The organism is Rothia koreensis (genome assembly GCF_052232265.1).
Taxonomy (GTDB): Bacteria; Actinomycetota; Actinomycetes; order Actinomycetales; family Micrococcaceae; genus Rothia; species Rothia koreensis.
In genome coordinates, this window is the sequence record NZ_CP197643.1 from 751453 (window position 1) to 766106 (window position 14654).

The following is a 14654-nucleotide window of genomic DNA, read 5'->3' on the forward strand; positions in this document are numbered from 1 at the left end:
GGTGTTTCTCCCAGACTGGCACAGGAACTGACACCGGAATCGTGGCAGGCGCCGTCACAGGAGCAGGTACGCGATCGGCGTCGTGATGACCAGCGAAATGACCACGCGCTCAAACCAGATCACGATCAGCTTCCAGAACTTGAGCGGGATTTCCGTGGCCAGGATGGACGGGACCATCGCGGAGAGGAAGATGATGCCGGACACCGAGACCACGGCGACCACGAAACGGAGGATGATGCTCTCGTCGGCGCCTACCTGTGCCGAGGGAAGGAACATCTCCACCAGACCGACGCCCACGGCCTTGCCGGCAAGCAGCGGTTCGGGCAGCCGGACCAGCCACGCGATCGGATAGAAGATCCAGGCGATCCAATCGAAGATCGGCGTGTGCTTGGCCAGCAGCAGTCCTATCAGACCGACCGACATGATGGACGGCAGGATCGAAGCGGTCATCAGCACGCCGTCCTTGAAATTCGCCCAGATCACTCGCACCACGCCGGGGCCCTCGCGCAGGGTTCCGAGGGCCTGACCCAGAGCGACGCCGAAACGGTTGCGCGTGATCTTCTGCTCGGGTGTCGGCACCGATCCGGGGCAGTATTCGTCCGGTACGCGTGAGAGCGGGGGAATGCGGACCGTGATCGCCGTGACCACGAACGTCACCACGAAGGAGACGAAGAAATACATCAGCCAGTGGTCCATCAGGTCCAGGGCCTTGGCCACCACGACCATGAACGTCACGGACACGGTCGAGAACCCGACGGCGACAATCGCCGCCTCCCGGGCGGTGTATCCGCCGGATTTGTAGACGCGGTTGGTGATGAGAAGACCCAATGAGTAGGAGCCGACGAAGCTCGCGACGGCGTCGACCGCTGATCTGCCGGGCGTCCGCCAGATCGGCCTCATCACGGGGCGAACGAAGACGCCCACGAATTCCATGAGACCGAAACCGATGAGGAAACCGAGGAAGATCGCTCCGATCGGGACGATCAGGCCCACAGATTGCACGAGGGTCTTCCAGAGGAAGGGACCGATATCGGGGTCGGCGAGCCAGGCCGGCGGCCGGGTCACCATCAGCAGTGCCGCGATCAGGCCGACGACGTTGAGCAGCGAGAAGACGACCTTGGTGGGGGTCTGCTTCCAGCTGCCCGTGACGAAGGGCCGGGCGGCTCCGACCACGATCAGGGCCAGCATCAACCACAGGACCGGCGTACTGCCGGACGAGCGTGACCAGGTGATCCAGGGGTATGGAGGATTTGCCGTCCATGGTTACCGGGACGAAGAACACCACCAAGCCGATCAGTGACAGCACGATCAGCTTGGCGGCGTCCTTCCACACCCCTGGTGTACCGACCGGGACCATGGCGGCGGTCTGCGCCTCCGCCCGTGTTCTTTCAGTCATCAGCGACCCCCTGAGAACTCACCAGCAGTTGTCTATACAACGTTACACGAGCCACAGGTTGCTGTGCTGAGAGCCACGAGGTCTAGCGGAGCGGCGTGACCTCTTCGGGGCGACCGGATGCCAGGGACCGCTGGGCCGCATCGAGCAGCTCGACGCCGTGTATCCCCGAGGTCGGAGGGGTTTCGTTGAGTCCTTCGCCGGACACCATGGCCACGAAATCCTGCATTTCCAGGACGAAGGTTTCGGCGAACCGGTCCTGATAGCCCTCGAAGGTCTCCTTGGGAGCCTCGATGCGGCCGTCCGGGTCGATGCGCGTCATGGCGACTCGGTCCGTCTCGCCCACCGAATAGGAATTCTCGGTTCCGTGGACCACGGTCCTGACGTCCTGCCCCACCGCGTGCCCCCTCATGGCGGACAGCGTGGCGATGAAGCCGCTGGGGAATGTCAGGAACGCGGCGGCCGTGTCGAACTCGTCGTTGTCCTCGTAGGAGCCGAAGGCCGCCGCGGAGGCGGCGGCGTACACGGACTCCGCCTGCTCACCCACGAGCCACGGGACGACGTCGAAACCGTGCGCCATCATGTCCGCGAAGATTCCGCCCGACCCCGAAAGTTTCGTGGGATCGGCCGCGTACTTGTCGTGGTCGACGCTCACGATCGATCGCAGTCGTCCCGCACGGCCGGCGTCCAGCAGGCCCTTGAGGGCCCGGTACTCCTTGCTGTGGCGGCGGTGGAAGCCGACCATCACGGTGTCGTCCGCACCCGCGGCCTCGATGTCCTGCACCAAGGAGGCGAAATCCTTCGCCGTGAGAGCCAGCGGCTTTTCCACGAACACGGGCAGCCCGCGCCGGACCGCGTGCCTGACGAGCTCCGGATGGGTGGATCCGGGGGTCGCGATGACGACGCCGTCGGCAGAGTCGAGTGCTGCAGAGGCGTCTGTGGTGATGCTCAGCCGCACGCCGGCTCCCTCGACCCCCGCGCGCTCCGAGACCCGTGTCGCGTGGTCGCGCACGCGGGCGTCGTCGCGCCCGACCAATTCGACCTCGGTGACGCCCTCGGTTCGCATCAGGTGGGCGGCGTGCATCTGACCGATGGTTCCGGCACCCATCACGGCGATTCTCATATCAGCGGACAGCCACTTCGGCGCCGGACTGTTCTGCGGACTCTGCGATGGCCTGGATGATGCTGAGCGTGTGGAGGCCTTCGGCGAAGGATCCGCACGGTGCCAGACCGCTCTGGGTTCCCGAAACCTGTTCGAGGAATGCTCTGGCCTGGATCGCGAAGTTGTCGTTGTAATTCCAGCCGACGCCTGGGGCGTCCATGGCACACGAATTCGGGTACAGCGGCGTGTCGCCGTTCAGGATCACGCGCCTTTGGCCCCGAGTGTCGGGTGCTGCCTGGGCGTCGTCGTACATGTACTCCCCGGGCTTGGTGATGTCGAAGGATGCCTGGGCTCGGGGGCCGACCACGTGGTACGTCTGCGAGTTCGGGGTCCCGAAGGCCACGCGAGAGATCGTGTAGGTACCCACCGCGCCGTTGGCGAAGGTGCAGGTGAAGGTCAGGAAGTCCTCGTTCTCGACCGGTTCGACCTCGTCCGAGACCTCCACGTGGCCATGGCCGACGACGGCGCCCAGCGGCAGGTGCCGCTGCTTGTAGATCGTGTCCATGTAGGCGCCGCGCACAGAAGTGACCGGGCCGTTGAGGTATTCACCGGTGTCGATCACGTGAGACCCGAGGTCGCCCAGCGCGCCGGAACCGGGCCCGCCCTTGTAGCGCCAGGACATCGGGGCCTTCTCGTCGCACGAATAGTCGCAGAGGTACGTCGAGATGAAGTTGGTGACGGGGCCGAAATCACCGGAGTCGATCTTCTGCTTGATCGCGTTGAGGGCCGGCATTCTGCGGACCGTGTAGCCCACGGAGGTGACGAGGGGGCGGCCGGCGGCGTCGGTCTTCTGACCGTATTCCTTCTCCAGCTCGACCATTGCTTCGGCATCCTCCAGGGTGCCGGCGAGCGGCTTCTCGCACAGGACGTGCTTGCCCGCCTCGAGGAGACCCTTCGCGATCGGCAGATGCAGCGCATTGCCGACGACGACGCTCACCGCGTCGATCTCAGGGTCCTGAGCGACCTCGGTCCAGTCCGAGTACGTCTTCTCGAACCCGTACCGGCGCGCGGTGTCCTGCCCGAGCTCGACGTTCATGTCAGCAATCGCGGCGAGGCGGACATCGGGGAATGAGGAGTCGAAGACCGAACCCGCCTGCCGATATCCGTAGGCGTGGGCCCGCCCAGCCATTCCGGCGCCGATGACGGCAACTGAGAACCTCTGATCGCTCATGGATCCTCCTTGAACTAATGACAGTTTGTCAGGACAAGTATTCTGAGTCGTAGGTCACAGGTCAAGGGGTAGGGGGCAAGGTTTCCGGGGTGATGGCGGGCGAGGGGGTGATGTCGATGCCCGGTACGTGCGAAGCGACGCTGCGGGTGCGGTCGCTCATGACGCTGACGTGGTGGCCCTTCGCCGCCGATGGGCATTCTGTGCAAAGAAAAAGATTGGAGCGCGTGAAGTGAAACACGTGGGCCGCGTCCACTCACCTCTTCGGAAGTTGTGAAATCCCGACTGTATTTCCTTGTCAAACCCAGATTGCGCATCTCGGTCGGCATAATGGGCTCTTCGCAGTTGAGGGGGTAGGTGGCTGAGCGCGTCGGTCGCCGGATGAGGGTCGAGGCCTTCCGATGATGGAAGTTCTCACACTGACCATCTGCCGGAAGACCTCGACGTGCACCACGCTACCTTCGCGACCCCTGATCTGACCGTGTTCTGCCATCTCGACGAGCTCGGCCTCGTGGCCACCGGTCAGCTTTTTGAGCCGGATCGCGCGGTGATCGAGTGCCGCGTCGCCGAGCCGGATCCGTGGTGCCGGGGATGCGGTAGCCAGGCGCTCTCGCGCGGGACGGACACGCGGCGTCTCGCCCACGAGCCGTTCGGTCATCGCCCGACGACGCTGCTGGTCCGGGTCCGCCGCTACAAGTGCTCGGGATGCGGACGGTCCTGGCGTGAGGACCTCACGGCAGCGGCGCCCGAGCGAGCCAAGCTGTCCCGTAGCGGGATGCGGTGGGCGTTGGAAGCGCTCGTGATCGACCACCTCACCGTCGCCCGCGTCGCCGCCGGACTCGGTGTCGGTTGGCACACGGCGAACAACGCGGTCCTCGCTGAAGGGCGTCGAGTGCTGATCGACGATCCCGCCCGGTTCGACGGCGTCGCCGTGATCGGCGTCGACGAGCACGTCTGGCGCCACACGAGAGTCGGCGACAAGTACGTCACCGTCATCATCGACCTCACCCCGAACCGCGACAAGACCGGCCCCGCCCGTCTGCTGGACATGATCGAGGGTCGCTCGAAAGCCGTGTTCAAGACCTGGCTCGCCGCACGCCCGCAGGACTGGCGCGATGGTGTCGAGGTCGTCGCGATGGACGGGTTCACCGGCTTCAAGACCGCCGTCAGCGAGGAGCTCCCGGACGCGCAGGCGGTGATGGACCCGTTCCACGTCGTCCGCCTCGCCGGCGACGCCCTCGACACCTGCCGTCGTCGCGTCCAGCAGTGCCTGCACGGCCGGCGGGGCCGCAAAAACGATCCGCTCTACAAGGCCCGCCGCATCCTCCACACCGGCGCGCAGCTGCTCACTGACCGGCAGCAGACCCGTCTCGAGGCACTGTTCGCGGTCTCCGAGCACGTCGAGGTCGAGGCGACCTGGGGCATCTACCAGCGCGTGATCGCCGCCTACCGCGAACCCGATCGGAAGACGGCGAAGAAGCTGATGACAGCCGTCATCGATTCCGTCTCCAGCGGCGTCCCCGCCGCGCTCGTGGAGGTCCGCAAGCTCGGCCGCACGCTCAAGCAGCGCGCCGCCGACATCCTCGCGTTCTTCGACCGGCCCGGCACGTCCAACGGGCCAACAGAGGCGATCAACGGGCGCCTGGAACACCTCCGCGGCTCCGCCCTCGGATTCCGGAACCTCACGAACTACATAGCCCGATCGCTGCTCGACACCGGCGGCTTCAGGAACCACCTACACCCTCAAATGCGATGAGCCGGTCAACCTGATCGAGAAGCAGAAGGAAGAAAAATCGACGCGCGCCGAGTCTTCCGCCGTGGTCATTGACCCCCGCCACCCGCAGGAAACGACAGGACCGCTGACGGACGGATCAGTCGTATCTTCTGAAATCCCCGGCCGAATGATGGGAGCCTGAGAATGTCCACGCCACTCACCCGGGTGACGATATCGGCCGAAGAACGCACCGCGGAACTCCTGTTGCCCTCGGACCAGCCGATCGGAACGTTGCTCCCGCGCTTGGGCGAAATCCTCGATACCCCGAACGACGCAGGCCATACCGAGACTTCCGCCACGCGCGAGACGGTCGAGCGGAGGGCGCTGAATCTCCTGGGCGGGCCCGCGATCTCCGAGCGGGAGTCCTTGCGGCAAGCGGGAGTCATGGACGGGTCCTGGCTCATGCTCACGAGCGTCGAAGAAGCGCTCCCCGAACCGATCGTTTACGACGTCGCCGACGTTGTCGAGGAAGAATTGCCAGCGGCCCAGGGGGCGTCCGAGAGTGCGGCCAGGGACCTCGTGGTCGCTGCGCTCGGAGCCGTCGGCATCCTGATCGCGTTCTCCCTCTTCGTGCGCTGGGCCCCGCACCTTGTGCCGGTCGCCGTTGTGGCGCTCTCCGCCGCGTGCTGGACTGCTGGGGCCCTGCTCCGGTGGGAGAACAGCAGGAGGAGCCCGGTTCTGACCGTGCTGCCGTTCGTCATCGTCGCGTGGGGACTCTTCCTCGATCCGGGGGACGCGCAACGCTCCGTCTGGGTACTCGCCGGAACGGTGCTCCTGACCCAGCTCTCGCGCGAACTCAGCAGGCGATCCTGGCGGGGCGCCGTGGCCGTCCTGACCGTCGCCGTCATCATGGCCGCCGTGTGGGTCCTCAGCATCATGCTGACCACAAGCCTGTCCGACGCTGCGGCCGTCTCCGGTTCGGCTGCCATCCTGGTTCTCGGGCTCGTGCCCCGGTGGGCTATAGGGGTTGCCGGGCTCAATGCGCTGGACGACCGCCGCACCCGTGAGCACAAGGTCAGGCGCCCGAGCGTGGCGGCGGCACTGTCCGTCGCTCACCGGAGCCTCCAAGGAACCATGCTCTGGCTTGGTGGCTCGGTCGCTCTGGGAGCGGTCGTGATCTCGACTCGTGAGGTCAACTCCTGGTGGGACATTCCCCTTCTGGCCGTATGGGCTGTAGTGATCCTGCTGAGGATCCGTCACTTCCCGCTGGCCATCCAGAGGGTGACGCTCGGGACCAGCGGTGCGGTGGTCTTTTACGCCCTGGCCGGGGCACTCGTCGCCGCCTTCGGACAGCCGTGGTGGATGCTCGTCGCGTCGATTCTGGCTGGTCTGGTTGCCGTCGTCGTGCTGGCCAAGGGGCCGGCCCAGGCGGCGCCTCACATCGCGGCCCAGGGGCGGATTCAAGGCGACCGCATTGAATTCGTCGCCGCGACGGCCATTATCCCGCTGGTCGTCGGGCACTTCGGCCTGTACGCAGCACTCCTCGGAACTTTCCAAAACTAATTTCTGGTCCGATCCAGGTTTCACCACATCCACGGAAAGACGACTCAGATGACTTCTTACCGCGCAGGCAACCACTCGTACCTGACGGAGGGTTTTTCCGGGTTGGCGGAGGCGCCGCCCACCACGTGGGAGAACTACCGCAGGATTCTCCGGGGCGCGGGTCGCGCCATCATCCGTGACTCGTACCCCTCCGAATTCGCCGCCCTCGCGCAAACCATGCAGCAACCGGTCGCAACCGGTCGAAAGATCGCGATCCTCACGCCTGGCGGCGGAACCGGCGCATCCACCGTGGCGTCCTTGCTGGCCCTCGCTTACCGGAACCTCCGCGGTGATCTGATCGGACTCGTGGACCTCAACAACCTGGCCTCCGGGATCCTCCCGGGAGTCGGGAACGACCCGAAGTCCCCGCGCGAGGCCCTCGGCTCGCTGAGCGTCGGGAAGCCGACCCATCGTGACGAATTCCGCCGTCTCCTCGGAACCGAGGAGAAGGACACGGCCGTGGTTCGTGCGGCCTCCTACGAGGAGCCACTGTCAGCACGCGCCACGGAAACCCTCCTCGCGGACTTCGCCCGCCAGTGTGCGGTGAGCCTGATCGAGTGTCCACCGGATGGCGACGACGAGCGAACGGCAACCGTAGTGGGCAGGGCTCACGCGGTGGTCGTGGTCGTGGACATGACGGAACAAGGTATGCGGGAAGGCAAAGCGCTGATCGACCGTGTCCGGGACATCGAGGGCAAAGCCCGAGACCTCCGGCGGAACGGTCGCTCGCCCGTGATGATCGTCGGAAATGAACGCACCGCCGACGCGAAGACGGCCCGTCGTGGCGCGAGAGAGCTGGCCGCGGAGTCCGGGGCACGCATGGTCACGCTCCGCCACAACCGGCGGTTCCGCGGCGCGGAGCGCCTGAGGTTCGATGCCCTGGAACAGAAGACCCGGCTCGAAGTCCTCCGAATTGGGGCGCTCGCGCTGACCCTGGCTCGCGGGCAGGACGCCCGCGCCGCACTCTCCACAGGGGAGGAAACTACGTGAGCTACAGAGTCATCCACCGCCCTGCACGGACCACCCGGCCCGCTCGCATGGGCGAAAAGGTCAACCTCGAGTCGCCACCCGTGATCGATCAGAGCGCCGGAAAAGTCAATCTCCTGACCATCGTTCCCCTGTTGGGCGCCGCGACCTCGATGACCGTGATGATGCTGTTCCGCGGATCCCCGTTCGCGGCCGTCGGTGCGCTGATGATGATCGTGACGGTCCTGGCCAGCGTGGTCCTGTTGTTCACCCAACGGGGCAAGGCCCGCCGCGACCGCGAAGTCAAGAGAGACTCCTACCTGGAATACCTCGACGAGAAACGCCGCGAATTCGCGCTGGACGACGAACGCGTCAAGGCCGAGACCCGCGTGAACAGTCCCGAATTCGAGGCATTGTCCAACGTGGCACTGAGTCCGAGCCGCATTTGGGAAAGACGCCGTGGCCAGAGGGACTTCCTGCGTACACGCCTCGGCATCGGGGACCGGCCGGTCCGGGACATCAGAATCTCCTCGGAAGATCGGGCGATCGAGCGTCCGGACTACTTTCTCCAGACCGAGGCGGAGGGTGTTCGGAAGCGTTACCGAACCGCTCCGGGGCTGCCGTGCGAATTTTCCCTGGACTCCCGCGGGGAGGTGACGGTCATTGGTCCCCTGGCTCCCGCGACGTCGATCGCTCGTAACATCATTTGCCGTTCCGCCGTGCTCCACTCGCCCGAGGACGTCGAGCTCGCTCTCGTGGTGCCCGAAGGGTTGCGAGAGGAGTGGGAATGGGCCTCCGGCCTGCCTCATTTCGCCGAGCAGGGCCGGCCTACGCCGCTCGGCCCGGTCAAGAGGATTTACACCTCGTGCGAGGACCTCGTCCAGGATCTCCGAGGGAACCTGGTCCGCCGGGCCCGGGCGGTCGCTGAGGCGAAGAAGAACAACCGCCAGGTCGACGTCTCCACATTGCTGCCGAGCCTGGTGGTCATTGATCTCTCCGGGGACGAGGCCGTCACGATGCTTGAGTCGCCCGACTCGACCCTGACCGTCCCACAACTGGGTGTGACCGCGGTGCGCTTCCTGGACAACCGCCTGAACGAACCCGACGAGGTCGCGGCACGGTTCACCCTGTCCGTCCCCGACGCGCTGGAGGAGGGCGAAGGTTTCGAGGTCCTGTACGAGGAACTGGACCGCGACGACGACGGCGAGTCCTTCGTGTTCTCCGGCGAATGGGTCACCACCGATCAGGCAGAAACCGTCGCACGAGTGGTGACTCCCTTGCGCCTGTCCCCGGACTCCCTGGAACACAACGAAGCCGCGAACTCGGTGCGGTACACGGAAATGCTCGGCCTCGCCGACTTGGACAAGGCCGAGATCGAGAGGAAATGGCGCCCCCGATCCGAACAGGATTTCCTCCGCATTCCGTTGGGACCCGACGACGCCGGGAAACCGGTCTTGTTGGACCTCAAGGAGTCGGCACAGCTCGGCATGGGCCCACACGGTCTGTGCGTCGGGGCGACCGGCGCCGGCAAGTCCGAGCTGCTCAGGACCATCGTTCTTGCCCTGATGACCACGCACTCGCCCGAGCTGCTCAACATGGTTCTCGTGGACTTCAAGGGCGGCGCGACCTTCGCACCCTTCGAGGGTGCTCCGCACGTCAACGGCATCATTACCAACCTGGCGGAAGATCCGTCGCTCATCGACCGCGCGCATGATTCGCTGGCCGGAGAGGTCCGGCGTCGTCAGGAAGTCCTGAAACAGGCCGGGAACATCGCCAACGTGACGGACTACGAAATGCACCGTCAGGAAGCGGCCGCACGGGGCGAGGACTGGGCACCACTGCCTCATTTGCTCGTGATCATCGACGAGTTCGGGGAGCTGCTCACAGCGCAACCGGACTTCATCGACCTGTTTCTGTCCATCGGGCGTATTGGGCGCTCCATCGGTGTCCACCTCATGCTCTCGAGCCAGCGCATCGAGTCCGGCAAGCTCCGAGGTCTCGACACGTACTTGTCCTATCGGCTCGGGCTGCGGACACTCTCGGAAATGGAATCCAGAACAGTCCTCGATACCCCGGACGCCTTCCACCTGCCCGCCGTTCCCGGGTACGGATACCTCAAGGTGGACACCACGGTGTACGACCGGTTCAAGGCCGGATTCGTGTCCGGCCCGTTGGAGAATCTCACCTCGGATCCGGCCATCGAGGAGCCCAGGCGTTCCTCGGTGGGTGTCCTGCCAGCGCCCTTCTACGTGGAAGACCAACGTGCATTGGCCGAGCAACTGGCGGAGCACGAACCGCTCGAGAAGTCCTCAGAGGAGACGGAGCACAAAGGCAGCGAACGCACGACCGGGACGACGGTCATGAGCCACCTCGTCGATGTGCTCAAGGAATTCCCGAGGGCGACGCAGGAGATTTGGTTGCCCCCTTTGCCCCAGTCCATGGGGCTCGACGCCGTCACCGGGGAACCGCAGGCAACGACCGAGGGATTCGTGGTCGCGGCCGGAGGGGAGCTCCAGCTGCCCGTGGGATTTCTCGACGACCCGTCGCGTCAGTGGCAGGGCGTCTGGTTCCTGGACCTGACCAGGGCCGGCGGCAACGTGTCACTCGTCGGGGGCCCGCACACGGGCAAGACCACGGCCTTGCGCACGATCGCGCTCTCGGCGTCGCTGACGCATCGGCCCGAACAGTTGGCGATCTACGGCATCGACCTGAAGGGCAGTTCGTTGCTTTCCCTGGAACGGCTCCCGCACGTCGGCGGCGTCGGGGTGCGTACGGTGCGCGAACGGGTGCGGCGCACGATTGAGGAGGTCCACGCCATGCTGGTGGAGCGCGAAGAAGTCTTCGAGCGCCACGGCATCGATTCGTTGGAAACCTTCCGCCGCAAGCACGCCGCGGGCGAGGTGCCGGAACTTCCGGTGGCCGACGTCCTGCTCCTGATCGACGGGTACGGACAGATCGCCGACGAATTCGAGGAGATCGAGACCCAGACCCACGAAATCCTTGCTCGCGGTGGCGGATACGGGATCCACGTGATCGCGACGTCGACCCGCGCGAACGAGGTGCGCATTGCTCAGCAGGCGTTCTTCGGCAACAAGATCGAATTCCGGCTGACCGAACCCTCCGAATCAGTTTTCGGGAAAAAGAAGGGCGAGTCGCTTCCGGTCGGCCGTCCGGGCCGGGCTCTGCGGGACGACGGTCTGATCGGCCATTTTGCTGTGCCGCGCTGCGACGGCGAGGCATCGGCAACGGGGCTCTCCGAAGCGTTCGAGGCCGTGGCAAGCGAGGTGAACGAGCATCACGATGCCGACGCCGTCCCGCCCGTCAGGGTGCTCCCGCCGGTGCTCACCGCTGACCGGATCGACGTTCCTGAGCGTCAGGGAGCCTTCGCACTCGGGCTCCAGGAAAAGGACTTCAGGACCCGGTCGGTCAACCTCTTCGGCCGGGACCGGCACCTCATGATTATGGGGGACGCGCTCTGCGGCAAGACCAACCTCTTGCGCAGCGCCATGCAGAGTTTGGTCGATGGTGCGGACCCGGAGGAACTCGTGCTCGCGGTCTTCGACCCGCGGCAGGAACTCGAGGGCGTGGTTCCCGACGAATTCTTGGGTGGACACGCCAAGAGTTCCTTGCTCGCACAGAAACTGGCTCAGTCCATCAAGCAGGAGCTGGTCACCAGGGTCCCCAATGATCCCAATGCTTCCGGACCCACCGAACCACCGAGTCCGAAGATCGTTCTGGTGATCGACGACTACGACGTGCTGACGGCGGGATCGGCCTCACCGCTCGCCGACCTCGCGCCGTACGTCTCCATGGCGCACGAAATCGGCCTGCACGTGATCATGACGCGCAAGGTGGCCGGTGCCGCCCGCGGTCTGTTCGACACGTTCAACGCCGCAGTGCGAGAATCCGGAGCCTCTACGTTCCTCATGGACGGGGATCGGACCGAAGGCGCCTTGGTCAACGGTATTCGCCCCCGGCACTTCCCGCCCGGTCGTGGGATGTTCGTCCAGGGCGGGCGAGCCCCGGTGACGGTTCAGGCCGTCTTCGATCCTGAGCAGGACAAGGAGAATGAGGATTATGAGTAACAGGTTCACGGTCATCACTCTCAACGAACCGGAATCGCCGGCCCTGGCTTGGGCCGTCGCGGAAGTGAACCCGGAGTTCTACCTCGTCATCGACCCCGAGTCGGAGCAGTGGGAGGTCTACGACGTCGACGACGAGACTCCGCTGTTCACCGTGGACCTTCCCTATCTGGTTCAGGTTCCGGGGGAAATACGGCGACTCTTCGGATCCGATGCAGGGTTCTCCTTCTCAGAACTCGGGGGAGAGCCACCGACCTACTGGCAGGACGTTCACGTGGCCCCTGACGCGGGAGAGAGGGCGGAGGCCGCCGCGTCGCGTTTCGCCCAGCTGGCGGCGCACTTGGGCCTGGGTGCTGTCGTCGACCACACGGCGCACTTCAACCACCTCGGGGAACAGGAGCAGATCATGAGGAAGGACTGGACGTCATGAGGCCGGCTGGAACGCAACTGTACGGAAATACCCTGGTCGTTCTGTCGGAGGCGCCCCTCGTGGGCCACTCGCAGTGGATGGCCAAGGCCATCAGCGAAGCGAAGAGCCGGGGCCTCGGGGTGGCGCTCGTGACACCGGATACGACCAAAATAACCCGCTCTCTCGCGCACCTGTTCTCGGTCCTGGGCATCATGTGGGTTGTCGATGACGGCCGGGACGAATTGTTCGTCGGCCAGAGCGGACAGCGCGTGGACGAGGTCGATGGAGAGTACATCGGGCGCGACGAGATCGTGCCGCGGTATTCCCGCAAGGGCTCCGCGCAGGATAGGGGCGGCGTCGTCGTGATGGCCGAATCTCTGATGCCGCGGCGGTTCACGACGCGGGTCGGTCCGCTGGCCGAGGCCGTGACTCGAGCTCTGACCGGCAATGTTCCGATCGGCTGGGGAGTCCAGGAGCCGGTCACCCAGCCCTGGTCCGTCGAGGACATCTCCGCCGCCTACTCTCGGGACAAGGCGGCCGGTCACTTCTTGCACTTCGTCGGGCCCGTCGCGGAGACGTCGGGGCAAGACACCTCACGGCTGGCGGGGACCCTCGAAATCCAGAAGCCCCACAACGGGGTCGTCGAACACGTCGAGGCGGCATGCCCGCAGCCTGGCCCTTGGACCAAGGAACAGAAGCTGGACTTCGCCCGGCAGATGCACGGGCAATCGGTCCGTTGGGCTACGGCATACCAGACCGTGGGTTCGGATCCCACGGTGGTTCCGCCCTTCTACCTGGGGCAACCCGTTCCTGCGGTTGCGGTGTACGGGCGCGAGGCTCTGAAAGGGCAGGACCTGGACCAGGTGGTTGAACTGGCCATGAGCCGCGGCGCCGAGCACTGCGAAGTGTTCGGGCACAAGAAGAAGGCGTCCCTTGCGGTGCTCATGTCCTCGGATGCGGATCCCGACCGAACACATCCCGCGGAGATCTTGGAGACCGTGCAGATGCGCCTCATGGGGTCCCAAGCGCCACGTCCATGACCTTCCCTCATCCGTGGCCCCAGCCATCGGTATCACCCTGGCCGGAGGCTCCCGCCCCAGAAACCGATCGGGCTTCACGGACCAGTTCGCCCTGAGCTTCGGGGCCCTCAGCCCGCCGTGGTTGCGCGACCGAAGCCGACGGGAGAAGAATCGAGCGTGGGAACACTGGTCATCAACGAGCGGTACGGGCCCTGACGCCTCACGGCGCCGAGTGGTCCGCCGCGGAACGGAAGTGAAAGCATGACTGTCCTGAACGAAACCTACGCACTCTCGAACGACGTCGCCATCCCGCAACTGGGGCTGGGCACCTGGTTCATCCCGGACGACGCCGCGGCGCAAGCCGTGCGCGACGCGGTGGAGATCGGGTACCGCAACATCGATACGGCCCAGGCCTACGGCAATGAGGCCGGAGTCGGCGAGGGCGTTCGCACCGCGTCCGTGCCCCGCGACGAATTGTTCGTCTCGACCAAGCTCGCCGCGGAAATCAAGGATTACGACGACGCCGTCGAGGCGATCGACGGTTCGTTGGAAAAGCTGGGACTGGACACGATCGACCTGATGCTCATCCACAGCCCGCAACCCTGGGATGACTTCCGAGGCGGCGACTACGCCGAGGGAAACCGCCTGGCATGGCGTGCCATGGAAGAGGCGTACGAAGCCGGGAAACTGCGCTCGATCGGCGTCTCGAATTTCCTCCAGGAGGATCTGGAGAATCTGCTCGAAGGCGCAAACGTCGTCCCGCACGTCAACCAGTTGCTCGTGCACGCGGGCAACACCCCGGTGGATCTGTTGGACTACTGCGAGAGCAAGGGGATCGTCGTTGAGGCGTATTCGCCCATCGCGCACGGTGAGATCCTGAACAACCCGGAGGTCACGGCGATGGCCGAGAAATACGGGGTGTCGGTCCCGCAGCTGTGCATCCGTTACACCCTTCAGCTGGGTACCGTCTCGTTGCCGAAAACCGCCAACCCGGACCACATGCGCTCCAACGCGGAGGTGGACTTCGAGATCTCCGCGGAAGACATGCAGGCACTCAAGGAACTGCACGACCAGGACTACGGCGAATCGAGCGAATTCCCCGTCTACAGCGGGAAGTGACGCCCGAGCGGATCCCGCGA

General features: G+C 65.2%; 11 protein-coding genes. 8 read left to right on the forward strand and 3 right to left on the reverse strand.

The window, feature by feature from the left end:
• Positions 1-54: 54 nt before the first annotated feature.
• Positions 55-1188 (reverse strand): YjiH family protein, encoded by a 1134-nt coding sequence (locus ACTSLZ_RS03250; protein ID WP_443095698.1) that lies wholly within the window; start codon positions 1186-1188, stop codon positions 55-57.
• Between the two features lie 71 nt (positions 1189-1259).
• Here ACTSLZ_RS03250 and ACTSLZ_RS03255 point away from each other — a divergent pair, with 71 nt between their 5' ends.
• Complete coding sequence (locus ACTSLZ_RS03255; protein WP_443095699.1) at positions 1260-1466, forward strand: hypothetical protein; 207 nt, start codon at positions 1260-1262, stop codon at positions 1464-1466.
• A gap of 12 nt (positions 1467-1478) precedes the next feature.
• Here ACTSLZ_RS03255 and ACTSLZ_RS03260 read toward each other — a convergent pair whose 3' ends face one another.
• Positions 1479-2516 carry a Gfo/Idh/MocA family protein gene (locus ACTSLZ_RS03260; protein WP_443095700.1) on the reverse strand — a complete coding sequence of 346 codons (1038 nt, stop codon included), beginning with the start codon at positions 2514-2516 and terminating at the stop codon, positions 1479-1481.
• 1 nt (position 2517) lies between these two features.
• Positions 2518-3726: a Gfo/Idh/MocA family protein gene (locus ACTSLZ_RS03265; protein WP_443095701.1), complete on the reverse strand. Its 1209-nt coding sequence runs from the start codon at positions 3724-3726 to the stop codon at positions 2518-2520.
• Between the two features lie 442 nt (positions 3727-4168).
• On the opposite strand from ACTSLZ_RS03265, the gene ACTSLZ_RS03270 reads away from it, so the two are divergent.
• From ACTSLZ_RS03270 to ACTSLZ_RS03300, 7 genes are all read left to right on the forward strand, one after another.
• A complete protein-coding gene (locus tag ACTSLZ_RS03270; RefSeq protein ID WP_179628043.1) occupies positions 4169-5479 on the forward strand; it encodes an ISL3 family transposase in 1311 nt (436 codons plus the stop codon).
• 162 nt (positions 5480-5641) lie between these two features.
• Positions 5642-7000, forward strand: a complete 1359-nt coding sequence (gene eccD / locus ACTSLZ_RS03275) for a type VII secretion integral membrane protein EccD (protein WP_443095702.1) — start codon at positions 5642-5644, stop codon at positions 6998-7000.
• Between the two features lie 48 nt (positions 7001-7048).
• Entirely contained in the window at positions 7049-8029 is a 981-nt protein-coding gene (locus ACTSLZ_RS03280; RefSeq protein ID WP_443095703.1) for a hypothetical protein, read from the forward strand.
• Positions 8026-12090 (forward strand): type VII secretion protein EccCa, encoded by a 4065-nt coding sequence (gene eccCa, locus ACTSLZ_RS03285; RefSeq protein ID WP_443095704.1) that lies wholly within the window; start codon positions 8026-8028, stop codon positions 12088-12090. Before ACTSLZ_RS03280 ends, eccCa begins: the two co-directional genes overlap by 4 nt.
• Entirely contained in the window at positions 12083-12517 is a 435-nt protein-coding gene (locus ACTSLZ_RS03290; protein ID WP_443095705.1) for a hypothetical protein, read from the forward strand. Before eccCa ends, ACTSLZ_RS03290 begins: the two co-directional genes overlap by 8 nt.
• On the forward strand, positions 12514-13536 hold the full coding sequence (locus tag ACTSLZ_RS03295; RefSeq protein WP_443095706.1) for a DUF6177 family protein: 1023 nt from the start codon (positions 12514-12516) through the stop codon (positions 13534-13536). Before ACTSLZ_RS03290 ends, ACTSLZ_RS03295 begins: the two co-directional genes overlap by 4 nt.
• Before the next feature lie 240 nt (positions 13537-13776).
• On the forward strand, positions 13777-14634 hold the full coding sequence (locus ACTSLZ_RS03300) for an aldo/keto reductase (protein WP_443095707.1): 858 nt from the start codon (positions 13777-13779) through the stop codon (positions 14632-14634).
• Positions 14635-14654 lie beyond the last annotated feature (20 nt).